Source organism: Phyllobacterium sp. 22229 (genome assembly GCF_052056495.1).
In the GTDB taxonomy this organism is placed as follows: Bacteria; Pseudomonadota; Alphaproteobacteria; order Rhizobiales; family Rhizobiaceae; genus Phyllobacterium; species Phyllobacterium myrsinacearum.
The window spans coordinates 108,104-132,440 of the sequence record NZ_JBQEPA010000014.1 but is presented as its reverse complement, the minus strand read 5'-3'; the positions used below and the strand labels follow the sequence as shown (position 1 = coordinate 132,440).

22 protein-coding genes are annotated in these 24,337 nt (G+C 59.3%); 4 read left to right on the top strand and 18 right to left on the bottom strand.

Features of this window, described 5'->3' with window-relative positions; translation table 11 throughout:
- Window positions 1–2: 2 nt before the first annotated feature.
- The 8 genes from ACTJJ7_RS18010 to ACTJJ7_RS17975 form a co-directional block, all read right to left on the bottom strand.
- Window positions 3–980: an ABC transporter permease gene (locus ACTJJ7_RS18010; RefSeq protein ID WP_440968364.1), complete on the bottom strand. Its 978-nt coding sequence runs from the start codon at window positions 978–980 to the stop codon at window positions 3–5.
- A 55-nt stretch (window positions 981–1,035) separates the two neighbouring features.
- The gene (locus ACTJJ7_RS18005) at window positions 1,036–2,688 is read right to left on the bottom strand and encodes an ABC transporter substrate-binding protein (RefSeq protein ID WP_440968363.1); all 1,653 of its coding nucleotides are present in this window, start codon (window positions 2,686–2,688) and stop codon (window positions 1,036–1,038) included.
- A 33-nt stretch (window positions 2,689–2,721) separates the two neighbouring features.
- On the bottom strand, window positions 2,722–3,747 hold the full coding sequence (locus ACTJJ7_RS18000) for a glycoside hydrolase family 3 N-terminal domain-containing protein (protein ID WP_130271896.1): 1,026 nt from the start codon (window positions 3,745–3,747) through the stop codon (window positions 2,722–2,724).
- Between the two features lie 37 nt (window positions 3,748–3,784).
- Window positions 3,785–4,264: a GNAT family N-acetyltransferase gene (locus ACTJJ7_RS17995; RefSeq protein ID WP_130271898.1), complete on the bottom strand. Its 480-nt coding sequence runs from the start codon at window positions 4,262–4,264 to the stop codon at window positions 3,785–3,787.
- A 163-nt stretch (window positions 4,265–4,427) separates the two neighbouring features.
- A complete protein-coding gene (locus ACTJJ7_RS17990) occupies window positions 4,428–4,799 on the bottom strand; it encodes a YbaN family protein (RefSeq protein WP_440968362.1) in 372 nt (123 codons plus the stop codon).
- 96 nt (window positions 4,800–4,895) lie between these two features.
- Window positions 4,896–5,321, bottom strand: a complete 426-nt coding sequence (locus ACTJJ7_RS17985; protein WP_440968361.1) for a hypothetical protein — start codon at window positions 5,319–5,321, stop codon at window positions 4,896–4,898.
- A 168-nt stretch (window positions 5,322–5,489) separates the two neighbouring features.
- Window positions 5,490–6,536 (bottom strand): glutamine synthetase beta-grasp domain-containing protein, encoded by a 1,047-nt coding sequence (locus tag ACTJJ7_RS17980; protein WP_105733346.1) that lies wholly within the window; start codon window positions 6,534–6,536, stop codon window positions 5,490–5,492.
- Between the two features lie 352 nt (window positions 6,537–6,888).
- A complete protein-coding gene (locus ACTJJ7_RS17975) occupies window positions 6,889–7,143 on the bottom strand; it encodes a hypothetical protein (RefSeq protein WP_440968360.1) in 255 nt (84 codons plus the stop codon).
- A 238-nt stretch (window positions 7,144–7,381) separates the two neighbouring features.
- Here ACTJJ7_RS17975 and ACTJJ7_RS17970 point away from each other — a divergent pair, with 238 nt between their 5' ends.
- The 3 genes from ACTJJ7_RS17970 to ACTJJ7_RS17960 all read left to right on the top strand — a co-directional run bounded on the left by ACTJJ7_RS17970 (window position 7,382) and on the right by ACTJJ7_RS17960 (window position 10,875).
- Window positions 7,382–7,939, top strand: coding sequence for a TetR/AcrR family transcriptional regulator (locus ACTJJ7_RS17970; protein WP_245421038.1), 558 nt, complete (start codon window positions 7,382–7,384; stop codon window positions 7,937–7,939).
- A gap of 301 nt (window positions 7,940–8,240) precedes the next feature.
- Window positions 8,241–9,173 carry a hypothetical protein gene (locus tag ACTJJ7_RS17965; RefSeq protein ID WP_440968359.1) on the top strand — a complete coding sequence of 311 codons (933 nt, stop codon included), beginning with the start codon at window positions 8,241–8,243 and terminating at the stop codon, window positions 9,171–9,173.
- A 589-nt stretch (window positions 9,174–9,762) separates the two neighbouring features.
- Window positions 9,763–10,875, top strand: coding sequence for a porin (locus ACTJJ7_RS17960; protein ID WP_105733342.1), 1,113 nt, complete (start codon window positions 9,763–9,765; stop codon window positions 10,873–10,875).
- A gap of 66 nt (window positions 10,876–10,941) precedes the next feature.
- Here the strand turns inward: ACTJJ7_RS17960 and ACTJJ7_RS17955 are convergent, their stop codons facing one another.
- Genes ACTJJ7_RS17955 through ACTJJ7_RS17940 form a run of 4 tightly spaced genes read right to left on the bottom strand, consistent with a single transcriptional unit; the run spans window position 10,942 to window position 17,354 of the window.
- Window positions 10,942–11,994 carry a CaiB/BaiF CoA transferase family protein gene (locus tag ACTJJ7_RS17955; protein ID WP_440968358.1) on the bottom strand — a complete coding sequence of 351 codons (1,053 nt, stop codon included), beginning with the start codon at window positions 11,992–11,994 and terminating at the stop codon, window positions 10,942–10,944.
- 46 nt (window positions 11,995–12,040) lie between these two features.
- Window positions 12,041–15,130, bottom strand: coding sequence for an efflux RND transporter permease subunit (locus ACTJJ7_RS17950; protein ID WP_440968357.1), 3,090 nt, complete (start codon window positions 15,128–15,130; stop codon window positions 12,041–12,043).
- A complete protein-coding gene (locus ACTJJ7_RS17945) occupies window positions 15,127–16,212 on the bottom strand; it encodes an efflux RND transporter periplasmic adaptor subunit (protein ID WP_440968356.1) in 1,086 nt (361 codons plus the stop codon). Before ACTJJ7_RS17945 ends, ACTJJ7_RS17950 begins: the two co-directional genes overlap by 4 nt.
- A complete protein-coding gene (locus ACTJJ7_RS17940) occupies window positions 16,209–17,354 on the bottom strand; it encodes an efflux RND transporter periplasmic adaptor subunit (protein WP_440968355.1) in 1,146 nt (381 codons plus the stop codon). Before ACTJJ7_RS17940 ends, ACTJJ7_RS17945 begins: the two co-directional genes overlap by 4 nt.
- A 103-nt stretch (window positions 17,355–17,457) precedes the next feature.
- Between ACTJJ7_RS17940 and ACTJJ7_RS17935 the strand changes: the two genes are divergently transcribed.
- Window positions 17,458–18,111: a TetR/AcrR family transcriptional regulator gene (locus tag ACTJJ7_RS17935; protein ID WP_158531303.1), complete on the top strand. Its 654-nt coding sequence runs from the start codon at window positions 17,458–17,460 to the stop codon at window positions 18,109–18,111.
- A gap of 32 nt (window positions 18,112–18,143) precedes the next feature.
- Here ACTJJ7_RS17935 and ACTJJ7_RS17930 read toward each other — a convergent pair whose 3' ends face one another.
- From ACTJJ7_RS17930 to ACTJJ7_RS17905, 6 genes are all read right to left on the bottom strand, one after another.
- Entirely contained in the window at window positions 18,144–19,118 is a 975-nt protein-coding gene (locus ACTJJ7_RS17930) for a beta-ketoacyl-ACP synthase III (RefSeq protein WP_440968354.1), read from the bottom strand.
- Entirely contained in the window at window positions 19,115–20,395 is a 1,281-nt protein-coding gene (locus ACTJJ7_RS17925) for an adenosylmethionine--8-amino-7-oxononanoate transaminase (protein WP_440968353.1), read from the bottom strand. Before ACTJJ7_RS17925 ends, ACTJJ7_RS17930 begins: the two co-directional genes overlap by 4 nt.
- Window positions 20,392–21,030 carry a dethiobiotin synthase gene (gene bioD, locus ACTJJ7_RS17920; protein WP_440968352.1) on the bottom strand — a complete coding sequence of 213 codons (639 nt, stop codon included), beginning with the start codon at window positions 21,028–21,030 and terminating at the stop codon, window positions 20,392–20,394. Before bioD ends, ACTJJ7_RS17925 begins: the two co-directional genes overlap by 4 nt.
- Entirely contained in the window at window positions 21,027–22,172 is a 1,146-nt protein-coding gene (locus ACTJJ7_RS17915) for an 8-amino-7-oxononanoate synthase (RefSeq protein WP_440968351.1), read from the bottom strand. Before ACTJJ7_RS17915 ends, bioD begins: the two co-directional genes overlap by 4 nt.
- On the bottom strand, window positions 22,169–23,128 hold the full coding sequence (gene bioB, locus ACTJJ7_RS17910; protein ID WP_245457848.1) for a biotin synthase BioB: 960 nt from the start codon (window positions 23,126–23,128) through the stop codon (window positions 22,169–22,171). Before bioB ends, ACTJJ7_RS17915 begins: the two co-directional genes overlap by 4 nt.
- Window positions 23,129–23,348: 220 nt before the next feature.
- Entirely contained in the window at window positions 23,349–24,017 is a 669-nt protein-coding gene (locus ACTJJ7_RS17905) for a GntR family transcriptional regulator (protein WP_105733332.1), read from the bottom strand.
- Window positions 24,018–24,337: the final 320 nt, after the last annotated feature.

Genomic DNA, 24,337 nt, shown 5'->3' with positions numbered 1-24,337 from the left:
GCTCATGTCCTCCGCAGGCGCGGATCGAGCAGCACATAGCTGACATCCACGATGAAATTGGCGACAAGCATGGCGATGGTCATGATCAGGAGCTGGCCCTGAATGACGGGATAGTCGCGGGCGAGAATGGCCTGATAGAGGATATTACCGAGGCCGGGATAATTGAACACGACTTCGGTCACCAGCGAGCCGCCGAGCACGGTGCCGATGGCGATGGCAAGACTGCTGACCGTCGGCAGGAGCGCATTGCGCGCCGCATACCAGATCATCACCCGGCTGTCGGAAAGCCCTTTGGCCCGCCCCATGACAATGTAATCCTCGCCAAGAAGATTGATCATGTTGTTGCGCATGGTGACGGCAAAGCCGCCAGTCAGCACCGTGCACAGGGTCAGCATCGGCAGGATGCCGTGATAGAGGACGCTGAGGATATAGGTCAGGGAGAACGCGGGATCGAGCGCCGGATCGGCGGAATAGCCGGTCGGAAACCAGTTAAGCGTGAAGCCGAAGAAGAAGAGTACGATCAGCGACGTGACCACCGCCGGAACGGAGGTGGCGAAGATCGCGCCAACGGACACGACCACATCAAAAACGCTGCCGCGCCGCCAGGCGGCGAGAATGCCGAGGAACGTCCCGAGTGTGAAACTGATCAGCGTGGCGGTCCCCATCAGCGCCACGGTCCAGATCAGGGCATGGCCGAGCACCTGGGTGACGGGCAGCGGGAAATACTTGATCGACCGGCCGAGATCGCCGGTAAAAATGCTCTTGAGATAAGTGAGATACTGCTGCCAGAGCGGCCCGTCGACAAAACCGAAGGTCAGTTTCAGCGATGCGAGGTTTTCCGCCGACAGTTCCGTGCCGGTGCTGGAAAACATGATCTGGATCGGATCCCCCGGCATGAGGCGCGGCAGGAAGAAATTGATCGTGGCAGCTGCAATAAAGGCAGCCAGATAGAATCCGAGGCGTCGAAGCAGAAAGGCCATATGCATCTCCCATCGCAGCGGGGACAGGTTTTACCGGTCCCCGCCTGTGCGATGCCTATTTGACCGGCTCGAGCGCCAGGAGGTGAATGAGACGCGCCGGGTTGTTGCGGGTGATCGACGGATTGACGAAGGGGTGCTCCTTTGTCGACCAGCCGGTGAACCGCTTGGTGTTGTACTGATACCAGTTCGGATTGTTGAACACCGGCATCATCGGCAGGTTTTCCGCAACAATGCGCTGGGCCTTGTTCATCACGGTCTTCTGTTCGGCCGGATCGGCGGTGCGTGTGAAATCCACCAGCAGCTTGGCAAGATCAGGGTTGAACCAGCGCTGCGCGGTAAAGCGGGTCTTGCCCTTGTCCTGCTCGTTATAGGCGCGCTGATAGGGATAATAGGGTGAGGCAGCCGCCGGCAGGCTGTTGATGGCCATGTCGAAATTGCCATTGATCAGGCTACCCGACCACACGGCTTCTTCCGGCGTCGCAATCTTCACGTCGAGCCCGGCTGCCTGCATGCCTTCAATGGCGATCTGCACCGTGTCGATCCAATCCGTCCAGGCATTGGGCACGATCAGCGAGAACGACAGCTTGGTGCCATCGGGATTGTCACGGAAGCCGTCGCCGTCCTTGTCCACATAGCCCGCCTCATCGAGGAGTGCCTTGGCCGCATCCGTGTCATATTTGCCGTATTTACCGAAATCGGCGAGCACGGACGGATCGGACCAGTTCTTGTACAGTTCGCCCATGCCCGAAGGATCGTCGTTCAGCGTGGGATAGCCGTAACCGGCCACGTCGATCATGCCCTTGCGGTCAAGCGCCATGCTGACGGCACGGCGGAACTTCACGTCGTTAAAAGCCTTGCGGTTGTTGGCATTGGCCGTTTCCAGGTTGAACAGGAAGGCAACCATGCTGCCCGGCGTGTACCAGTAGTGGAAGTTTTTCGGGTCCTTTGCCACATAGGTGTTTTCGATATCCGGCAGGAACGACACACCCCAATCGAGCGTACCATTGGCGGTTGCGGTCAGGATCTGGTTGTTATCGGCCAATTGCGGGAAGCGCATGCAGTCGATCTTGAGGTCCTTGGCATCCCAGTAGTTCGGATTGCGGCACTGGTCGTAGGTCTGACCGGTGAATCGCGCAATCTCGGTCATGGGGCCGCTGCCGACCGGGTTCTCGTTGGCGAAAGTCACCGGATCGGCAATCTCCTTCCAGACATGTTCCGGAATGATCGGAACCTGCACCAGCTGGTCGGCGGCCAGCGAGCTGGGATTGACCAGCGTGAACCGAACGGTCTGCGCATCGACAACCTCGACGCCGCTGATGAATTTCCAGATGCTGACGAAATCCAGCGCCGGGAACTTCTGCAGATAGTCATAGGTGAATTTGACGTCGGCGGAGGTCAGCGGCTTGCCATCCGACCATTTCATGTCCGGCCGCAGCTTGAACTCGATGCTCTTCAGATCGTCCGCCAGCTTGAAACTTTCGGCGAGGCGATAGTTCGGCTTGTTGTTGTCGAAGCGGTTGAAGATGACAAGCGGCTCGTAGATGAAATCAAGCGTGCTCTGACGCGCCGATGTCTGGTTGAACGGATTGAAATTGCGCACCCAGGTGGTGGCAGGCTCAATGTTGACGGTCAGCACTGTCTGCGCCATGGCAGGCGCAGACAGGAGCATCATTGCAGAAGCTGCTGCAAACAGACGGTTTCTCGACATGCGTATTCCCCTGTTTTTATTGATTAAAGACGATCAGCTGACCAGCGCGCCGGCAAACATGTCTTCGACTTCGGCGTGCACTGCCTTGACGTCCACTTTCAGCGATCCAAGGCGGGCATTGGCCGTGGCAATGCGGCGGGCTGCGTCATCCGTCAGCGGACGCGATGCCTTTGCTGCCGCTTCGCTGTCGGCAAGATCGCCATGGCTGTGCAGGGCGATATCGAAACCCGCATCGAGAACCTGCGCAACCCGCTCCGGCATGGTACCGCTCAGAGAATTCATGAAAATGCAGTCGGAGATAAGGACGCCGTCATACCCCAGATCCTTGCGGATGACATCAAGCATGACGGGAGAGACGGAAGCGGGCCGCTCCTTGTCATAGGCCGAATAGACAACATGAGCCACCATTGCCCAAGGCGTATCCTTAAGATCGATGAAGGGTTTGAAGTCCGTGGCAAGGAGGGTCTCCCTGCTCGCATCGACAACAGGCCGCTCCTTGTGCGAATCCAGCGTGGCGCGGCCATGACCCGGAATGTGCTTCATAACCGGCATGTTGCCCGTTTCCAGCAGACCGTCGATCACCTCGCGGCCGAGCAGCGTCACGAGTTCCGGATCAGCCCCGAACGACCGGGCGCCGATGACATCGCTTGTGGTATCGAACACCAGATCGAGCACTGGCGAGCAGCCGCTGGAAAGACCAAGCTCGGTCATCATCGTGCCCATCGCACGGGAAGAGAGCCGCAGCGCCTTTCGCGCCACCTCAAGGTCATGCCGCGCGAGGCGGGCAAACTCGCCAAAACTGCGGAAGAGCGGCCATGGACCGGCATCAAGGTGCTGAACGCGGCCGCCCTCCTGATCGGTGAAGACCGGCGCATCGGCGCGTCCCACAGCCTCGCGGAAACTTTCGATCAATGCCTTGACCTGCTCGGGTTCGCGCTGGTTGCGGCGGCCAACAAAAAGGCCGAGCGGATTGGTCTCGCGAAACAGCGCGATCTCATCGGGCGACAGGACCGGATTGGGAATGCCGACGAACAGGGCGAGAGGCAATTGGCTGGACACTGTATTCACTCCATGGAAACTGTGATTGGGGAGAGGCCTATGTCCGCTTCACGCGCAACATGCCCTGATAGATGCCTTTGTCGTCGGCCGGGATCTCAATGGCGCCGGCGGCTTTCACATAGAAGTCCACCGGACCCGCATCGCCGATGAACGCATAGGCATGGCCGAGCGCCTTCATGGTTTGCAGGGCTGCCGAGAAAAGCGCCAGTCCGATACCTCTGCCCTGCTTGTCGGGATGCACGCCCGTCGGGCCGAAAAAGCCGCGCGCAATCGCGTCGTAACAGGCAAATCCTGCAAGCGCGCCATCCTCGATGGCGATAAGACAGGCGGAAGGCTGGCGGGTGATGGCAACCGTGACTTCGCTCGCCCAGTTGGCGCTGAAATGCTCGCGGACCCAGTCTGTGACCAGTTGCGCCTCGGGCGCAAGCACCGGACGGATGGTGACAGCCACAGCTTCAGCCCGGTTCTTCAGGTCGGCCAGCTTGCCGGTGTACAAGCTTACAAGTAAATCAGACACCGCCGCTCCTCATCCAATAATTCCATTACAATGGAATATATCCCCTTTTAATGTAATAGAGTTGGATTTTTGCACGCGCTTGTCAACTGTTTTTCGGGGCGGCGCTGCTCCCTCATGCCCGATGTCCACCCGTTTCCTGCACCTTTTCGTTCACCGGCGCGCATCATTGTCCGTTCGGACGGGACACGACATACAGGGCGCAGGCGATGAAGAACAACGCCACAACGGCACCCAGAAGCGGCGCTGGCCGGGCGAAATACCAGAACGTGGCAAAACCGAATGCCATGCCGCCGCAGGCAATCCATTTTATCCGGAGCGGAATGGCGCCATGGCGCTGCCACTGCACCAGTGCCGGGCCGAAGACCGGGTGTTCCAGCAGCCATTTCTCGAAACGCGGCGAAGAACGGCCGAAACACCAGGCGGCAATAATCAGGAAAATGGTGGTGGGCATGACGGGAAGCAATGCGCCGATAAAACCGAGCGCAACCATCACCCAGCCAAGCGCGAAGTAAAACGCGCGTCGCGTTCCGTTCATCCTGCCCGCTCCTTCGCATAACCCGTGGCGATACGAGAAGCGGTTTATCCCGTGATGCGGCGGTTGTCAGCCGGCAACCGCATCAAAGCGGTCGCTTCACAGGCCAAAATGCCCTTTCAGGCCGGGGACCGATGCAACAATCTTGTCGACCAGCTGCGGATCGGCGGATTGTTTGGCATGGGCGATCACGGCGGTACCCGCCTGCTGGATCTGCTCCATCGTCAAGCCGCTGGCCTTGAGCGCAGCCATGCCATTGACGAGCGCGCCGACTTTTTCACCCGCAGCGCCGCCGAGAAACCCCGTTATGCTGGAGATGAGCCCGCCCGACTGGTTGCCCGGAGCCATGACATCAAAACTCTGCGCCAATTGCGCGGCGCCCGGCATTTTTGCGAAAAGGCTGGCGGCCTGTTCCGGGGCTTCATGCTGGAGCACGGACAGCACGGTTCCCGCTGCCTTTTCCGCGGCCTGCGGATCGAGATTGGCTTGGGTCGCGATGGTGGTCACCAGATCCTGGATCGGCATGGCATTCTCCTGTTTGCGCGAGCAGAGCCGGATACTATACGGCCTCTGTGAGCATTGGATGACGCCAGAAAAGGCGTGAAGTTGCAAGCAGAAACGCCCGGACAGGCCATTGAACTGTCCGGGCGCACAAGCCACTATAGAGCCGGTAATCTGCTGCCGTTCACATAATCAAGCGACAGCAGCGAGCCTGTCTTCGACCGGCTCAGGAACCGATCCGATCGTGCGCAGAATCTGCGCCGCGATCTGGTAGGGATCGCCCTGAGAATTGGGGCGGCGGTCTTCGAGGTAGCCGCGATAGCCATTGGCGACAAAGCTGTGCGGTACCCGGATCGACGCGCCGCGATCGGCAACGCCATAGCTGAACTGATGGATGGACTGGGTCTCGTGCTTGCCGGTCAGCCGCAGGTGATTGTCCGGCCCATATACGGCGATATGATCGTCGCAGGCGCCTTCAAATGCCGCCATGACCTGTTCGAAATATTCCTTGCCGCCGACTTCGCGCATATAGGCGGTCGAGAAGTTGGCATGCATGCCGGAGCCATTCCAGTCGGTATCACCAAGCGGCTTGCAATGGTATTCGACGTCAATGCCGTACTTTTCGCACAGACGCTGCAGGAGATAGCGCGCCATCCAGATTTCATCGGCGGCCGTCTTGGAGCCCTTGCCGAAAATCTGGAATTCCCACTGTCCCTTGGCCACTTCCGCATTGATGCCTTCGTGGTTCAAACCGGCAGCCAGGCAGATATCGAGATGTTCTTCGACGATCTTGCGGGCGACGTCGCCGACATTGCTGTAGCCAACACCCGTATAATAGGGGCCCTGGGGTGCAGGAAAACCGGTTTCGGGGAAGCCGAGCGGACGGCCATTCTTGTAGAGGAAATATTCCTGTTCGAAGCCGAACCAAGCGCCCTCATCATCATTGATGCTCGCGCGCATATTGGAGGGATGCGGTGTCTTGCCGTCGGGCATCATCACTTCGCACATGACGAGAACGCCATTCTTGCGTTCGCTGTCAGGATAGACCGCAACCGGCTTCAAAACACAATCCGAACTTCTGCCCTCGGCCTGCATTGTCGAACTTCCGTCAAAGTTCCAGAGAGGCAGCTGTTCCAGCTTGGGGAAAGCATCGAATTCCTTGACCTGCGTCTTGCCGCGAAGGTTTGGGACCGGCGTATAACCGTCGAGCCAGATGTATTCGAGTTTGTATTTTGTCATTATGGCTTCTCTCATAGGTAGGTGTGCGTGCTGATCCTTTTTGCGGGTGCTGCGCCCAATCGTGCGCCATCACCTGCGGATACACTACCCAAAGCAATTTGCGTGCCACTTTCAGCGGAAACCTTATTGCTGCCCTGCCCGCACGCGCAAAAACAGCACATGATAGCTTGCCAGCAAACAAAACCAGGCCGCCAAGGCAAAAACCCGCGCTCACCGATTGCACAGTGTCTGCCGATATTTTGTGCAACTGCGAAAATCCTGTGCAGCAGCGCTCGCCGCAAAACAAAACCGGCAGCTCCCGTGGGAACTGCCGGCGATCATTCACATTGGCAATCCGCGGCCTGCCCGAACGCTAAACGGAACCTTCGCAGCAGGCGGAGCGAACGCGCGCGCCCATGGCAAGCAGGCTCTTGGATACGGCGGGCTGGTCTACCGTAAACGGGCGTCGCCACGTATTGGATGTGGCAGCTTCAATATTTTTTCGCGCCACAGACTTCATAAGGAGTTCAAGCTCGCTGCGGGTCACATGGTCAGCGCGCATCACGGCGTTGATCATGGGATCTGATAAAGCTTCAGCAAGGGTAAGATCGGCATATGTCTGTGGCATGATGCTCTCCTTCTCAGCGGCAATCGCGCCGCAACAACGAATAGAATGGTAAATCAGTACTTTTATAAGGCGCGGGCCCGAACACCAATTTGAAAAATTGACATGAGAACCAAATGCGTGTTACCGGTAAGTAACAACCCATAGTTACTGGACGGTAACATCTATGTCAAGCGCGCCTACGCAGGAAATTTCGAAACCTCACGATACTGTTACATCAGGGGAATCCGACGGCAGCCGAATGCCGCCGCGCGCCCGCATCGTGGCCAGCGCCATTGAGCTGTTTCGCCAGCAGGGCATCAAGGGTGTCGGTGTTGACGCCATTGCCGAGGCCGCCGATTCCAACAAGATGACGCTCTACCGCCATTTCGGATCCAAGGACGATCTGATCTGCGAATGCCTCAAACAGGTGTCCGCACGGCGTGAACAGATCTGGCGCGATCTGGAAGCGGCCTTTCCGGATGATCCGCTGGCGCAGATACGCGGCTGGATTCATGAAGCCGCCGAATGCGTGTTCAGCGATCCGCGCGGATGCGATCTGGCCAATGCCGCCATTGAACTCAAGGAAGCGAATCATCCGGCGTTCAAAGTGATCGTCGATGCCAAGCAAGTGCACAAGCAGCGCCTGATCGATCTTTGCCGCATGGCAGGCATCAGCCAAGCCGAACAATTGGCGGATGCCCTTGTGCTGCTTGTCGAAGGCGCACGCGTATGCGGCCAAAGCGCTGGGGTGGAGGGCCCCCAGCAACAGTTGAAACGGGCGTGCGATGCCATGATTGCCGCCTACTCCGCCAAATGACGGCCGCAGGCGCCCAGCCTTCGCCGCCATAACCCTGATAATCCAGCCGCGAAAAGCCGCGCGCCAGGCAAGATCGATTGCCTGGGGCTGGAGGCTGTTCGCCCTATCTCCGGGAAGCCGGACAACCTTCAAATGAGCCCGTTCTGATTCACGCACTTGTTATCAGCGTTCGTCGCAGGAGCATGTACATTACGCAATCAGGACAGGGCTTCCCGACACCCGCCGAACCAACTGCCCGCAAGGGGCAAAATCATACTGGTGCGAATCCAGACGGAGTGGCAATCGAATGGGAATAGCCTTCATGAACGACCGGATGCCGGAAACCCTTCCTTTCATAAGCCATGAAACACGGTCCCAGTGGCTGCTGCAGCGCGTTGCGATCCTGCGCCAGCATCCGAACTTCAGCAAAGCGGCGGCTGACTATGCAGAGGATGCCGTCGGAATTTTTGAAGGCCGGTACATGGCCAACAAGGTTATGGCCAATGTGGCCCGCCAGGTCATCTGCATGTCGATTCTTGCGCTGCATTTCACCCGTGACAACGGCCATCACGGCGCAACCATTTCCAGCGTCCAGAACATCACATCGAGCCTGAAGCTCTGCAGCAAGAACACCACGTCCGCGACGATCGATCTCCTGGAGAATATCGGCCTTGTCAGCCGCGTCCTTGATGAAACCGACCACCGGAACCATCTGATCCAACCAACCGACAAGCTGATATCCGGCATGCGCAGGATTGTCGGCGTTGCCATCGCTGCGGCCGACAAACTGTTTCCTTCGCGGCACTACAAGCAGTTGATTGACGGCACCGACGGTTTCGTTGAGCGCTATTTCGCCTCCAGCCTGCACTCGCTGCTCAATGTCAGCACCATGATTTCCAACCTGCACAGTTCCCAGCTCTTCGCCATCAGCGATGGCGGTGGAGTCCTTCTGTGCAAGCTGATGACAATGAAGGAACAGCAAACGGCAGACCGGGAGAACATTGTCAGCTTTCCCTATGATGAAATCGGCAATCTCTTCGGCGTGTCACGCACCCACATACGCCGGCTCATGAAACGGGCTGAAGCGGAAGGGCTCGTCCGTCTGCTGGAAGACGGCGGCCGGCAGATCGAGATATTGCCGGCCCTTGATGATGTCTTCGAAAACATGGTCGCCGCCCACATAGCCCGCGCCCAATTCGACCTTCATCTCGCCAACGAGGATTATGATCTGCTGCCTATAGACCGCAACGCCTGAATGCGGCCGCTCTGACAGAGCAGATTCCCCGGCCACCCAGCCTCTTCACGCTCAAATGAAATGACCCCGCCTCAAGGAATGGGGCGGGGTCGCTGAGCATTGACTGGAGATCAATTAAACTCATTTGCCTTCCGTCCGACGCAGTCCTTCTGCGCGGACGAGAATTTGCCTCGTCACGTTGCATCCGATTTCCAAGGCAGTCAAAGGATAAAACTGGTGGCTTTTTGCTACCAATTTTGCACCGCACAATCGCTCCAAACACCGCTTTCCCGCGCCATTTACCGAAAACTGCGGTTTTCATGTGCGGGTTCTGTTGGCATCCCCTGGCGTGGCTCAAGCCTTACAAAGATTTGATTTGCATCGAAAAACTCTAAGCCGGCTGGGCGTTTCGCTCGGCCTGAAAACCAAAACAGGTTCGCAATGATGCCATTTTGGACATGAACGATTGATGCAAATTGGCAACAATGCTTCTAGTAGCAATATACCACCAGTTATGTCCTTTGACCAAAAGGGTACCAAAGTAAGACATAAGTGAGGCATTGCGAATTTGGCTTGCCCCTAAAACAATGATCCTTAACTGGAGATCAACATGAATATCAAAAGTCTTCTTCTTGGCTCCGCTGCTGCGCTTATCGCGGTATCGGGGGCCCGCGCTGCCGATGCAGTCGTTGTCGCTGAACCGGAAGCCGTCGAATACGTCAAAGTGTGTGACGCATATGGTGCCGGCTTCTTCTATATTCCGGGCACGGAAACATGTCTGAAGATCGGCGGCTATCTGCGTGCTGACGTTCAGGGCGGTGACAGTGTTTACACCGGCGGTCACGTCAATCAGGGCAGCGATCCCAACGGTGACGGCACATACGACTTTCTGACCCGTGCCACGATCCGCTTTGATGCCCGTACGGAAACTGAACTTGGCACATTGCGTTCGTACATTGAAACCCGTTTCAACTACCGGAACGGTTCCAATGGCACTTCCATTCCGCAGGCCTTTATCGAACTGGGCGGTTTCCGCATCGGCGTCGCCGATGAAATCTTCGGTTCGTGGGTTGGTTATGCCGGCGACATCATCAACGACGACGTGATCCAGTACAACAGCTTTGCCAGCAACCAGGTCAGCTACACCTATACGGGCGGAAACGGCTTCTCGGCCATCATCGCCGCTGAACAGGGCGAAGCTGAAACGTTGAATGGTCAGAGCTACGATTACCGCATCGATGACTACATGCCCCATGCACTCATTGGTGCGAAGTGGGAACAGAGCTGGGGCAAGATCTCCGGTATCGCCGGTTATGATTCTGCCGTCGAAGAATGGGGCTTCAAGGCTCGCTTGGACGTGAAGATTACCGATGCCGTTACCGCATGGGTAATGGGTGCCTACCAGACCAACTATGACGACAGGTCTTTCAACACCAACGTCCATCGCAACTGGTTCGGTACGTGGGAAGGCGATTACGCCATCTGGGGCGGCTTGGCTGCCAAGGTTTCCGACAAGGCAACGGTCAATGCACAGGTTGCTTACGAAGAACAGGGCACCCTTGCTGCTGCTTTGAACGTGGCCTACGAACTTGTTCCTGGCTTCACGATCACACCGGAACTCAACTACACCAAGTTTGACGGTGCGCGTAAGGACTACTCGCTTGCCCATGGCGGCAACGACGATGCCTTCGGCGGTATCATCCGCTTCCAGCGCAACTTCTAATCATCGCAAGATGTGAATATCCGGGGCCGCAAGGCCCCGGATTTTTATTGGCGCCAATTTCGTCTGTCAGTCGGGTTTGGAATAGGAAAACCGCGGCGCCGGAGCGGTTTCTATCAGGCCGGAAGACGTCTGCCTGTAGATTTCACGCGCCTTGTTATGGGGGTGACCGACGGCTTCGGCGATGCTGAGGACCGGTGCGAAACACACATCGCTTCCCTCCAGAAGTGCACACCAGTGCTCGCGCGGCTGGCTCGCGAACAGGTCAGTGAATCTTCTTTTCAGCCCCGCCCATTGCGTCCGGTCATATTGGGACGCGGGATCAATATCGGCAAGCCCGAGTTTGGCAAGCAGCAAAGCATAGAACTGGTTTTCAAGCGCCCCGACCGTGATGAAGCGCCCGTCGGCACAGATATAACTGTCGTAGAAGGGCGAGTCGTGGAACGGGCTTGCGGAGGCGCTGTCGATCTGTCCGCTCGATCGCGCCAGCTGAACAATTGTTCCGAGCATGGCAACCACGTCGACGATGGCCGCATCAACCACCCTGCCCTTGCCCGACACGCGCGCATCAAGCACGGCGCTGACGATACCGAAACACAGGCCAAGCGCGCCCGCAGCGTCACCGACAACGGTTGGCGGGACCATAGGCCGCTCACCCGGACGGCCTGCGAGCGAAAGAAGCCCCGTCAAAGCCAGATAATTCAGGTCGTGACCAGCGGCCTGCGCCAGCGGTCCCGTCTGGCCCCAGCCGGTCATGCGTCCATAGATCAACCGTGGGTTATGAACCGCGCATTCGGCAGGCCCAAGACCAAGACGTTCCATCACACCCGGCCTGTTGGCTTCGATCAACGCATCTGCGCCCGCGATCAGGGCAAGCGCCTGCTCAACACCCGCCGGCGTCTTGAGGTCAAGCGGAATGACCCGCTTGTTGCGGCGCAGGGGATTCTCATCCGCATCGCCGCCGAACGCCCGCATGAGCTGCTGTTGCACCGGGCGGGTGATCACCGTCACCTGTGCACCAAGATTGGTGAGCATGAGCCCGGCAAGCGGCCCCGGCCCTATTCCCTCGAACTCGATGACGCGCAGCGTGTGAAGAGGATGGTCCGGTGCCGGGTTACTCATGCTGTTTCCATTCTCTGGCGGGAGCACTTGGCGCCCGCCTTATCCGTCATGCGTTTACACCTGCCGGTTCCTGATGCGCTTGCGGCGGGGTAGTATTGTCCGGCGCCTTGATGCGGAACCACGCGATGTAGAGAGCAGGCAGGAACAGAAGCGTCAGCACCGTGCCCACGATAATGCCGCCCATCATGGCATAGGCCATCGGACCCCAGAATATTTCCCGGGCGATCGGAATGAGCGCAAGGCTGGCCGCGGCAGCCGTCAGCATGATCGGCCGCATGCGATGCTCCGTCGCTTCGACCACCGCGCTCCATGGATCCTTGCCTTCCCGTCTGAGATCCTCGATCTGGACGACAAGGATCACCGAATTGCGGATCAGAATGCCGATCAATGCGAGGACGCCAAGCAAAGCCACAAAACCCAACGGGGAATTGCTGGAGAGCAACGCGGCAACGACACCGATGATGGCCAACGGTGCCACCGCAAAGACCAGGAACAGCCTCTGGAAGCTTTGCAACTGGATCATCAAAAGGGTCACCATGGCAAACAGCATGAGCGGAGCAACCGCCGCGATGGGCGCCTGGGCCTTGCCGCTTTCTTCCACCGCACCGCCAACGACGACGCCGTAGCCGGGCGGCAGCTTGCCGGCGAACTCGGCAACCCTGGGTGCGAGTTGCGACACCACTGTTGCTGGTTGAAGATCGCCAAGGATACCGGCCTTCAGCGTGATGGTGGGTTGGCGTGCTCGGCGCCAGACCACGGACTGCTCGAGTTCATAGCGGAAGTTTGCAACAGCGGCAGCCGGCACGGACTGGCCGTTGCTGGTCGTCAGCTGGATATTGCGAAGCTGATCGATCGAGCCGCGTTCATCGGCGCGGGCCCGCGCAACCACATTGATCAGATAGATCGAATCCCTGACTTGCGTGATCGTCGAACCGCCGACAACGGCATTCAGCGACGAGGCAATCGATTCCGAGGTGATTCCGAGCTGCCGCGCCTTGTCCTGCAGCACGTCGACCTTGATGACGCGGGAGGGCTCGTTCCAGTCAAAGGTGATGTCGCCGATGGACGGATTGCCGGCAATCAGATTGGCCATATCGTGGGCGTAGTCGCGCACCTTCTGCACGTCGGGACCGCTGACCCGGTACTGAACCGGGCGGCCGACGGGCGGGCCGATATCCAGCAGATGCACAAAGGCGTCCGTGCTCGGAAACTCGTTCTTCAGCCAGGCCTGCAATTTCGTCCGCAGCCGGTCGCGGGCCTCCAGGCTCTTCGTTACGATCACCGTCTGCCCGAAGAACGGATTTGACGGCTGCACGTCGAATGACAGGAGGAAGCGGATGGCACCCTGCCCGACATAGGAACTCCAATGATCAATATCGGCGTTGCCGGCCAGTTGTTCCGCCTCGAACTTGTCCATCTGCGCCTTGGTTTCGAGGATCGAGGCATTCTGCGGCAGGTTCCAGTCAACGATCAGCTCATGACGGTCGGAGTTGGGGAAGAACTGCTGCTGGACGTGACCCATTCCGTACAAAGACACCGCGAAAATCACGACAGTGGCGGCGATGGTCACCCAGCGGAACCGCATGCAGAGCAGGAGAATGCGCTGGAACCACAGGGTAAACCGCCCAGGGTTCTCGTGCTTGTTCTTCATGGTCTTCGGCAGCAATGTCACGCCGAGCAGCGGTGTGAAAATGACCGCCACGATCCACGAAACAATCAGCGATACGGCGATCACGACGAACAGCGTATAGGTGAATTCACCCGCCGCGCTGCTGTTGAGGCCAACGGGAATGAAGCCGGACACCGTCACCAGCGTGCCCGTCAGCATTGGAAAGGCCGTGTGCGTGTACACATAGGTGGCGGCCTTGCGCAGATTGTCTCCTGCCTCAAGCCGCGCCACCATCATCTCGACGGCGATCATCGCATCATCCACGAGCAGACCCAGCGCGATGATCAGCGCGCCCAGTGAAATACGCTGGAGCGAGATGCCCATATATTCCATCACCATGAAGGTGATCGCCAGGACCAGCGGAATGGCCAGTGCAACCACGAATCCGGCCCGCATGCCCAGGCTGACAAAGCTGACCGCCAGCACAATAGCAACAGCTTCAAACAGCGCGCGCGTAAAGCCTGATACGGCCTCCTCGACGATTTGCGGCTGGTCCGAAACCAGATTGACGCCAACGCCCACGGGCAAATCGGCCGTGATCTGCTGCATCTGCGCCTTGAGGTGTTCGCCAAACTTCAAGAGGTTTCCGTTCGGCTTCATGCCAATGGCAAGACCGATGGCTTCCTTGCCGTTCACGCGGAACAGACTCGTCGGCGGATCGATATAGCCGCGGGTAACCCGTGCGACATCGCTCAGCCGGAAGAAGCGGTCATTGACGCGAAGGTTGATGGCCTGCAGGCTCTTCTCCGATACGAACTGGCCGTTCACCCGGATCATCACCCGTTCAGGGCCGGTTTCGATGACGCCCGACGGGGTAATCGCATTCTGCGCCTGCAGGGTGCTGATGATGGCCTGCTGGTCGAGCCCGAGGGCCGCAACCTGCTTGGGCGAGAACTCCAGATAGATCGCCTCGTCCTGCGCACCCACAAGCTCGACCTTGCCGACATCGGGAACTGTCAGGATTTTACGTCTGATGTCCTCGACGTAATCACGCAGTTGCCGCCGGCTCAACCCGTCCGAAGTGAAACCGTAGACATTGCCATAGACATCGCCGAACTGGTCGTTGAAGAACGGGCCGACAACACCTTGCGGAAATTGCGGGGAAATATCGCGGATCATGTTGCGGACACGGATCCAGGTTTGCGTGACGGCATCGCCGCGCACAGTATCCTTGAGGTTGAGGAAAATCGTCGTCGATCCCGGCGAACTGACACTGCGGGTGTAGTCCAGCGTATCGAGTTCCTCGAGCTTCTTTTCGATCCGCTCGGTGACCTGAGTCGTCGTGTCCTCGACCGAGGCTCCCGGCCATTGCGCTGAGATCACCATGGTCTTGATGGTGAAGTTCGGGTCTTCCTCACGGCCGAGATTGAGATAGGAGAAAATCCCGGCAATCGTGAAAACGATCATGAAATACCAGACGAGAGAGCGGTGATCGAGCGCCCATTCCGAGAGGTTGAACTTCTTCATAGCGGATTCCCGTCAGTCATCTTGATTTTCTGGCCTTCGGCCAGGCTATGCGCCCCGGCCGTGGCGATCCGGTCGCCGTCGGCCAGCCCGGACACGACAATGGCATCCGCATGGGTGCGGTCTTCCAGCTTGACTTCCCTGGCCGAAACCACCGCCTGTTTTTCATCAACCAGCCAGACGAAGGCCTTGCCATCCCTGTCGAGGATTGCCGTTGCCGGAATGCGGATGCGCGGATCGGCGGCGGTGGTGAGATACGCCGTCACCGTGGTTCCCAGGCGGAACCCTTCCGGCGGCTGCTGCAGCGTGATGCGTGTCCGGCGCGTACGCGTGGCTTCATCCGCCTGAGGCGCGATTTCCCGGACGACACCCGCCGTCTGTATGGTCGGATCGGTTTGCAGCGAGACACCGAACTTGCTTCCGGCTGTGATCGCGCCGGCCACCGTTTCGGGAATATCGACGACCGCCTCACGCACGTCAGGCCGCGCGACAACGGCCACCAGCTGGCCCGCAGTCACCGTCTGCCCGACATCCGCCTGCAAAGACGTCACCACGCCATCGAAATCGGCCCGCAGTACCGCATAACCGAGTTCTTCGCGCGCCTTCGTCAGGTCAGCCTCTGAGCGCACAACCGAGGCGACGGCGGCTTCATAGGCCTGCTGCGCCTGATCGACGACGGCTTCTGTTGCCGAATTCTGGCTGAGGAGTGCCTTCTGCCGGTCGGCTGTTGACGCCGCATTGGCCAGCTGGGCCTTGGTCGATGACAGGTTCGCCTGCGCCGCCTGCACAGCAAGTTCCAGCGCGAGCGGATCGATTGCCGCAATCTCCTGTCCGTTTGAAACCTGGTCTCCGACCGACACGTCGCGACGCACGATACGGCCAAGGGTACGGAAGCCGAGCTGGGTTTCAAAACGCGGTTCGATCTTGCCGGCAAATCCCCGGACCTGCAGTGTTTGCGATTTGACGACGACCGACAGGACCGGACGCACGACTTCCGGCTGCTTGGCCTCGCCTTCCCTCTGGCAGGCACTGAGAGCAACACCCAGACACACAAGGCTTGCGCCGTAAACGAGAACACGCCTCATGACGGATCACCACTCTTGATTGCTACAATCTCGGTTGGCCGCAACCGCGTCCCGCCTGTCGTCACGACCTGTTCGCCCGCCTGCAATCCGCCACCGATGGCGACGGTCAGCGACTCATAGGCCGTTACGGTCACATCGCGCAGGCCGACGGCACCGGTCTGCGGATCGATGACCCATACGGCAGGCTTGCCATTGTCCGATGTCAAGACTGACGATGGCAGGACGGCTGCCTTGACGGCCGGCAACTTCACCGTTCCGATCACCACGGAACCAAGGGCCATCTCAGGTGCCGGGTTTTGTACCGCGACCTTGACCCGCACGGTACCCGAGGCACCGTCGACCGTCGGGGAGACCTCGCGAATGGTTCCGGCAGCCGTTACGGCGGGATTGTCGAACAGAACAATCTGGATCTGTTGATTGCCGATATTGCGCGTCACCAATCCTTCATAGACGTTGAAGATAGCATCGCGCGGACCATCCACCGCCACCGTAAAAGCGGTCGATGCGATCTGCGTCACCTGCCCCACTTCGATATTGCGCGCGGTCACCACGCCGGGAGCATCAGCTTTCAACTCCGTATAGGACAGGGTTTCGCGCGATGTCTGCAACTGCGCCCTGGCCGCATCGAGAGAGCCCTGTGCCGTACGCTGGGCTTCCTCAGCACTGTCATAGGCGCTCCTCGTGGTGAAACCCTGTGCGAGCAGCGCTTTTTGCCGGTCGAAGGCGGAAGTGGTCTGGCGCAGCTGCGCCTCGGCGGAGCGCACCGCCGCATCGGACGCGGCAACGTCGGCCTGCTGCTGGGCCGGGTCGATGCGCGCAAGCACGTCGCCCGCAGCAACATGGTCCCCTACATCCACAAGCCGTTCGGTCACCTTGCCGCTCACCCGGAACGAAAGATTGCTGTCGATCTTCGCCCGAATCTCGCCGGCCACCGAAACACTCTGCGCATAGTCGGTGAATTCAACCTTCGCAGCATTCACCTGCGCCGGCGGCTTCTGTTCAGCGGCCTTTTGCGGCTGACAACCCGCCAGCAGGACAAGCCCTAAAACCAATGCCAGCACCTTGGGCACGGCAGACGGATCATACCATTGCCGCTGGCGCTCAACCACAAATCCAGAGGAGTAAAAGTCAGGCCGCATCATTCAACCAATCCATGAAAAGGTGTGACGGGTATATTATTGACTGGTTGTTCAGTCAATGTATAATGTTGTCCAAGTCGACTTCAAGGCTCCATTGGATGAAATCATGGCCGAAATAAAAAATGCGTCAAGCGCAACCGGACCAGGCACCGGCGTGCGGGCCCGCCGCAAGGCGCAGCGTCCGCAGGAGATTCTGCATGCGGCGTTCGATGAATTCGTCGAGCGCGGCTATACGGCCACCCGCATCGAAGATGTGGCCAGGCGGGCAGGCGTGACCAAAGGCACGATCTATCTCTATTTCCAGAACAAGGAAGAATTGTTTCACGATGTCGTGCGCAAACTCTCGCAGCCGATTTTCAACGAGGAACAGTTTCTGAGCGAGCATCAGAACCGCCCGCCGCATGAGCTCATCCGGCTTTTCCTCGACACGGTCTACGAGCACATGACCGTCAATCCTTACTCGCGGGAAATCCTGCGCTTTCTGATTTCCGACGGCCGGAGTTTTCCCGAGCTGACTGCGGCTCATTACAATGAGTTTGTCCTGCCCATGCTGACCATGTTTCAGAACCTCATTGAAAAGGGCGTCCGGGAAGGTGTTTTCCGGCCGGGAGCCGCGACCAGCGAGAGCAGCCATATCCTGCTTAGCCCGGCACTGACATTGACGATCGACAAACTCCTGGACTGCCAGACCAACCTGCCGCAACTCGACGACTATGTGAACGCGCATTACGACATGATCATGCGCAACATTCAGAAATAGTGCGGCGCGTGCCAACTCACTCGGACACCGGCCTAGACACCCCAGACGACGGCACCGCCGGTCAGACCGGCACCGGCAGCCGTCAGTAACAGCCGTTCACCGCGCATGAATTGCCGGTCACGATGCGCCAGCGACAGGGACAGCGGAATGGTGGCCGCCGAGGAATTGCCGTAGGCCGCTATGGTACGGACCGTCCGCGCCCCGTCAATGCCAAGATTGCCGCTGACGAGATCAAAAATACGCGCATTGGCCTGGTGCGGCACGAAGCGGCTGACGTCCTGCGGGCCAATACGCGCATCCGCCATTGCCCGTTCGGCGCAGCGCGTCATCATATGCACGGCCTGCGCGAACATTTCCTTGCCGTTACGCATGGTCATCAGGCCGTCCGCCGCCGCCATGTCAGGCGAAAACGGCCTTTTCGATCCTCCGGCGGGAATGGAGATCAGGTCATAATGGCTGCCATCGGCGGCCAAATCCACACCGAGCAGACCTGCGTCCGGTTCTGCCGATGGCGTCAGAATGACCGCCCCTGCCGCATCGGCAAAGAGGACGGCACTGGCCCGCTCGGCCGGGTTGATGCGGCGGCTTAAGATGTTGGCGGCAACCACGAGAACCGGACGCTTCTGCGTGCGCACGAAACCATCCGCGAGTGTCAGCGCATAGAGGAAACCCGAACAGGCGCCCGCAAGGTCAAGAGCACCCGAATTGACGAGCTTGAGCCGATGCGCAAGCAGCGGCGCCGACGGCGGCAGGAGATGGTCGGGCGTTGAGGTGGCCAGCAGCGTCAAGGCGATATCGGCCGGTTGCAGCCCGGCGTCATCGATTGCCGACTGCCCGGCCTTTGCGGCGAGGTCGGTGAGCCGTTCGCCATCCCTTGCCCAGTACCGGGTGCGGATACCCGTCCTTCGCTCGATCCAGCCGGGTTCGAGCCCAAGGTTGCTCTCTATCTCCGCGTTTTCCACGCGGCGCTCCGGAACGTAATGGCCCAAACCGGCGATACGGCTCATCGTGCGCCTGTCGCAAACAAGTCCGCGGCCTCGTCAATCGCGTCATAGGCACGATCAAGATCGGCCTCAGCCACGCCATAGGGCGGCATCAGATAGACGACATTGCCGAGCGGGCGGATCAGCAGGTTTCGGGAGCGGAAGAACGCCCGCAGTTTCGGTCCGGCATCCGAGAGATAACCCGATGCGGGAACGTCCAGATCAAGCGCTGCAATCGTGCCCGTCTGCCGCACATTGCTGAACCGGTCATCGGCCGCAAACCGTTTGAGTTTTTCGCGATGCATGGCTTGCAGCGCTTGAATACGCGCCTCGACCGGCTCGTTTTCCCACACGGCAAGGTTGGCGAGGGCCGCTGCGCAGGCAATCGGATTCGCGGTGTAGGAACTCGAATGAAAGAACATCCGGCTGCGGTCTGTCGACAGATGTGCGTCAAAGACCGGCGCTGTGCACAGCGTGGCGGCCAGCGGCAGGGCACCGCCGGTCAAACCCTTTGACGTGCACAATATGTCCGGCGCAATGCCAGCTTGATCACAGGCAAAGAGCGTTCCGGTACGCCCCCAGCCCGTCATCACCTCGTCGGCGATGAGCAATGCGCCATGCCGCCCGGCAATCCGGTTCAGTTCGGCCAGCACAAAAGCCGGATACATCCGCATGCCCCCTGCCCCGAGCACCAGCGGCTCAACCAGCAATGCCGCGACCTGACCGCCCAGGCACAACCTTTCAAATTCATCGAGCGTGGCCTGTTCGCGGCCGGGCGATGGAAACGGCAGCCGGTCGACGCTGAACAACAGAGACTGGTAGGGCGCATTGAAGGTGCCGCGCTCCCCGGCCGACATGGTTCCAATCGTGTCGCCGTGATAGCTGTCTTCCATGACGACAATGCGCGAGCGCGGCGCACCGGTGTTGTGGAAGAAGCCGAGCGCCATCTTCAATGCCACTTCCACGCAGGTCGACCCGCTGTCCGAATAGAACACATGCGCTAGGCCTGCGGGCGCCACGGCCAGCAGGCCGCGCGCCAGCTTTTCCGCCGGTTCATGGGTGAATTCGGCAAAGATGATCTGGTCGTAGCTGTCGCAGGCGGTGCGGATCGCCTCCATGATCAGTGGATGCCGATGGCCGTGCGTGATGACCCACCAGGAAGAAATCGCATCAAGGATGGCATTGCCTTGCGCGTCGAACAGCCAGGCTCCCTCCGTTTTGACAATGTGTTTCATTGCGGGTTCAAGCGCGTGCTGCGTGAATGGATGCCAGACCGGCGATGATGCGAGGGCGCCGGTCATGCGGTCACCGTCCGGAAATGCGCAATGTCGAAATGCTGCCGAAAGGCTTGACGCAGCGTGTCGAGTGTCATGGCTTCAAGCAGCGGCAGCCGTCCGAGGCAGCGGACCTGCCCCAGTGCACCGATGATGTGCTGGCTATCCGCGACCTCATCGCCAATGAAGGCGACGCCGAAAACCGGTACCGAGCGCTGCCGCAACGCCTCCAGCGACAGCAATGTATGATTGATCGTTCCCAATCCCGTGCGGGCGCACAGAATGACCGGTATCTGCCAGCGTGAGAAGACATCGGCGAACACCATTGTTTCCGTCAGGGGAACCAAGACGCCGCCGGCACCCTCGATAATCAGTGGCGACCGCATCGGGGGTGGAACCAGCAATTCCGGCTGTATCCGGACATTGTCCAGCCGGGCAGCGAGATGCGGAGATGCCGGCGTGCGCAGGCGCCATGCCTCGGGCATGATCCTTTCGGCAGGGATCCCGCCGAGGCGCTTGACAGCCTCGCTATCCGTTTCCCCCTCAAGACCGGCCTGGACCGGCTTCCAGTAAGAAGCGCCGAGCGCATCGGCCAATGCGGCGGAAAAGACCGTCTTGCCGATATTGGTATCGGTTCCTGTCACGACAAAACGCTGTGTCATGCGGCCTCCTCGGCAAGGGCTGTTTTCAGGCAATCCAGCATCCGGGCGATGGCGGTTTCATCGATATTCAATGTGATCGCTATCCTCAATCGCGCGGTGCCTTCCGGCACCGTTGGCGGGCGGATCGCGCGGATGTCGAACCCTTCCGCGCGCATGCGCTCGGCGACACGCAAAGCACGGATCGCATCACCGATCATGACGGGCAGTATTTGCGAGCCGCTGCCTCCCCTGCCGGTTGTTTCGGCAAGATATGTCTGCGCAAACATCGCAAGGCGCTGCAGATCCAGACGGCGCCCGGGTTCTTCGGCCAGCATTTTGAGCGCTTCGCGCACCCCTGCCGCCATCAGCGGAGACGGGGCGGTTGAGTAGACGAAGGAGCGAGCGCGGTTCACGAGGTAGTCGCAGACCATAGCATTTGCCCCCAGGAGCGCACCCGATACCCCCAGCGCCTTGCCGCATGTATGCAGGAGGACAACATTGTCCCGCCGTTCCAGTCCGGTTGCGAGACCACGGCCATCCCTGCCGAACACACCGGTGGCATGCGCCTCGTCGATCACAAGAAAGCTGTCATAACGGTCCGCGAGCGCCGCAAGTTCAGCAAGCGGCGCGCGGTCCCCATCCATCGAATAGAGGCTTTCCACTGCGATCCAGCCATGGCCGCGCCCGCCCGCTTTGCGCCACTTGGCCAATTCATTTTCAAAGCTTTCGGCATCATTGTGCCGCGCCGCCACCGCCTGCGCCCGGCTCGCGGCAATGCCTTCACGCGCGCTTGCGTGAATAAGCGCATCATGGACGATGAGATCGCCACGTTGAGGCAGGGTTGAAAACAGCGCGGCGTTGGCGGCGTAACCGGTTGAGAAATACAGCATCCGCTGCGAGCCGAAAAAGGCCGCCGCCTCTTCTTCCAGCAAGGCATGTTCCGCATGATTTCCGCGTAGGAGACGCGAGCCGCCTGACCCAGCCGGGACGCCGCGCTCCATCGCTGCGGCGATAGCGCTTTTGATGCGCTGTGAATGGGCAAAGCCGAGGTAGTCATTGGACGTAAAATCGACCCCGCCATGGGGCACGAGCGAACGCCGCCTCCCCCTCCGGTCCAGTCCGGCCAGGGATTTTTCGTATCCAGCGAGAAATCCGGACGTCATTCCGATGCACCCAGCGGCATGGCCTTCAGACCCAGCCGGCGAAACAGGGCGGCATCGTGGTCCTCGCCGGGGTTGCCGGTTGTCAGCAGCGTGTCGCCGACAAAGATCGAATTGGCACCGGCAAGGAAACACAAGGCCTGCATCTCGTCGCTCATGTCCGAGCGCCCGGCGGAGAGACGAACATGGGTTTCAGGCATCAGGATGCGGGCAAGGGCTATGGCGCGGACAAACTCGATGGGATCCACCGGCGCAGCATTGGCCAGCTTCGATCCTGGAATGGGGATGAGCATGTTGATCGGCACGCTCTCAGGCGGCACGGGCAGGTTCGCCAATGTGACCAGCATGGCGATATGGTCATCCACCGTCTCGCCCATGCCAAGGATGCCGCCGGAGCAAACCTTGATGCCGGCATCGCGCACATGCGCCAGCGTTTCGAGGCGATCGGCAAAGCTGCGGGTGCTGATGATCGCGCTGTAGAAGCGTTCCGATGTATCGATGTTGTGGTTGTAATAGTCGAGGCCCGCACCGGCCAGCCTTGCTGCCTGCTGCGGCGAGAGCATGCCCAGCGTCATGCAGGTCTCCATGCCAAGCGCACGGACACCTTCAACCATGGCAACGACCATGTCGATGTCGCGATCCTTGGGGCTTCGCCACGCAGCGCCCATGCAATATCGCGTTGCGCCGCTGTCACGCGCCTTGCGCGCCTCTGCCACAACCTTTTCGACCTGCAGGAGCTTTGAAGCCTTGAGCCCGGTGGGATAATGCGCCGACTGGCTGCAATAGCCGCAATCCTCAGGACATCCGCCGGTTTTGATCGACAGCAGCTTGCTCAACTGGATGGCATTGGGATCGAAGCGCTGCCTGTGCACCGTCTGCGCCTGGAACAGCAGATCGTTGAACGGCAAATTATAGATTTTTTTCGCTGTATCGATGTTCCATCGCTCCTCCACCTCCATTGCGGGCGGATATTCGTCTGGCTTCTGCGTGGACAGTTCCAACATTTGCGTGCGACCTCGTATGTTCATGCGTCATTTGACGGGATATTATAGATAGAATCATAAATTATCTATAATTTTATAAAAGACGCACGAAAACGCAACCACCGCGAACGGCAGGCACAATCGGCAATGTCGGTTTGATCAGAAAAGTTGAAAAGCTGACGAAGTCCTGCCTCGGTCAGCCGACGATAGCGAAAACGTCGCGCGTCGAGCCCGTCGGGCTTTTGACCGGCTTTTGTCCGATCCACTGCACGTGTCGCTCAAGCACAGCAACGGCATTTTCGATATTGCCCTGGCGCAGGAAACCCAGGATTGCCCTGTGATCGTGGTCGGTTCGAACTTCCCACTCCGATCGCCAGGCGGAAAACAGAAAGCGGGCGCTGACCGCATGAAGGTCATCGATGGCCGCCAAGAGACGCGGCATGGCGCATGGCGTGAGGATCAGCCGATGAAAACGCCGGTTGGCCTCCTCCCAGGACCGCACGTCGCGGGAATTGTCACCGGCAACGGTGGCCTGTTCTGCCTCGTCCAGAATGGAGGATGTCAGATGCGGCGCAGCGTGGCGGAGCGCCAGCCCCTCGAGCTCGGCGCGCATCAGGGCAACCTCGCGCACTTCCGCCAGATCAAACGACGCAACGCGCACGCCCCGGCGCGGCTCGCTGACGGCAAGGCCCTGTGCTTCAAGTTTGCGAAAGGCCTCCCTGACCGGTACGTGACTTGCTCCGAATTCTTCCGCCACATGATCCTGCCGCAGCTTTGCACCCGGCTCCAATTGGCCGGTCACAATCCGGTCCGCAAGGATGCGGCTAATGCGATTGGCGATGGTGTCTTCGTTGGCTGCGGTCATGGTTCAGTGTTATTTTGCTTCATATCCCCTGTCGAGCCCGCCGCTGTGTTTTACCGGCGCAATCAAACAGTTCTCATTGCAAATGTTTTGCCGCGGCCGGCAGGTCGTGCACGGCGACCGACTCACCGCGTTTTCAGTCACGGTATTGCATTGGCCTGACCTCAAATGAGCGGCTTCCGACTGTTGCAGGAAAGGCACACAGGCCGAGACATGACATGGTTTTTATAAGAAACCACATTGGCTCGCCTGCCCAGATCAGTTGCGTGATAAAACCGTTACAAATCTCCATTACGGACTGTGCAGACAGCGATTTCATCTGT

Bases quoted from the DNA above. Each gene is read 5' to 3' on its own strand.
- ACTJJ7_RS17950 (WP_440968357.1), bottom strand. From the start codon at position 15,130: ATGAAGAAGTTCAACCTCTCGGAATGGGCGCTCGATCACCGCTCTCTC.
- ACTJJ7_RS17985 (WP_440968361.1), bottom strand. From the start codon at position 5,321: ATGCCGATCCAGGATCTGGTGACCACCATCGCGACCCAAGCCAATCTC.
- ACTJJ7_RS17905 (WP_105733332.1), bottom strand. From the start codon at position 24,017: ATGACCGCAGCCAACGAAGACACCATCGCCAATCGCATTAGCCGCATC.
- ACTJJ7_RS17975 (WP_440968360.1), bottom strand. From the start codon at position 7,143: ATGCCACAGACATATGCCGATCTTACCCTTGCTGAAGCTTTATCAGAT.
- ACTJJ7_RS18005 (WP_440968363.1), bottom strand. From the start codon at position 2,688: ATGTCGAGAAACCGTCTGTTTGCAGCAGCTTCTGCAATGATGCTCCTG.
- ACTJJ7_RS17945 (WP_440968356.1), bottom strand. From the start codon at position 16,212: ATGAGGCGTGTTCTCGTTTACGGCGCAAGCCTTGTGTGTCTGGGTGTT.
- ACTJJ7_RS17925 (WP_440968353.1), bottom strand. From the start codon at position 20,395: ATGACCGGCGCCCTCGCATCATCGCCGGTCTGGCATCCATTCACGCAG.
- ACTJJ7_RS18010 (WP_440968364.1), bottom strand. From the start codon at position 980: ATGGCCTTTCTGCTTCGACGCCTCGGATTCTATCTGGCTGCCTTTATT.
- ACTJJ7_RS17935 (WP_158531303.1), top strand. From the start codon at position 17,458: ATGGCCGAAATAAAAAATGCGTCAAGCGCAACCGGACCAGGCACCGGC.
- bioB (WP_245457848.1), bottom strand. From the start codon at position 23,128: ATGGAGGTGGAGGAGCGATGGAACATCGATACAGCGAAAAAAATCTAT.
- ACTJJ7_RS17990 (WP_440968362.1), bottom strand. From the start codon at position 4,799: ATGAACGGAACGCGACGCGCGTTTTACTTCGCGCTTGGCTGGGTGATG.
- bioD (WP_440968352.1), bottom strand. From the start codon at position 21,030: ATGACACAGCGTTTTGTCGTGACAGGAACCGATACCAATATCGGCAAG.
- ACTJJ7_RS17940 (WP_440968355.1), bottom strand. From the start codon at position 17,354: ATGATGCGGCCTGACTTTTACTCCTCTGGATTTGTGGTTGAGCGCCAG.
- ACTJJ7_RS17980 (WP_105733346.1), bottom strand. From the start codon at position 6,536: ATGACAAAATACAAACTCGAATACATCTGGCTCGACGGTTATACGCCG.
- ACTJJ7_RS17915 (WP_440968351.1), bottom strand. From the start codon at position 22,172: ATGACGTCCGGATTTCTCGCTGGATACGAAAAATCCCTGGCCGGACTG.
- ACTJJ7_RS17955 (WP_440968358.1), bottom strand. From the start codon at position 11,994: ATGAGTAACCCGGCACCGGACCATCCTCTTCACACGCTGCGCGTCATC.
- ACTJJ7_RS17970 (WP_245421038.1), top strand. From the start codon at position 7,382: ATGCCGCCGCGCGCCCGCATCGTGGCCAGCGCCATTGAGCTGTTTCGC.
- ACTJJ7_RS17965 (WP_440968359.1), top strand. From the start codon at position 8,241: ATGAACGACCGGATGCCGGAAACCCTTCCTTTCATAAGCCATGAAACA.
- ACTJJ7_RS17930 (WP_440968354.1), bottom strand. From the start codon at position 19,118: ATGAGCCGTATCGCCGGTTTGGGCCATTACGTTCCGGAGCGCCGCGTG.
- ACTJJ7_RS17960 (WP_105733342.1), top strand. From the start codon at position 9,763: ATGAATATCAAAAGTCTTCTTCTTGGCTCCGCTGCTGCGCTTATCGCG.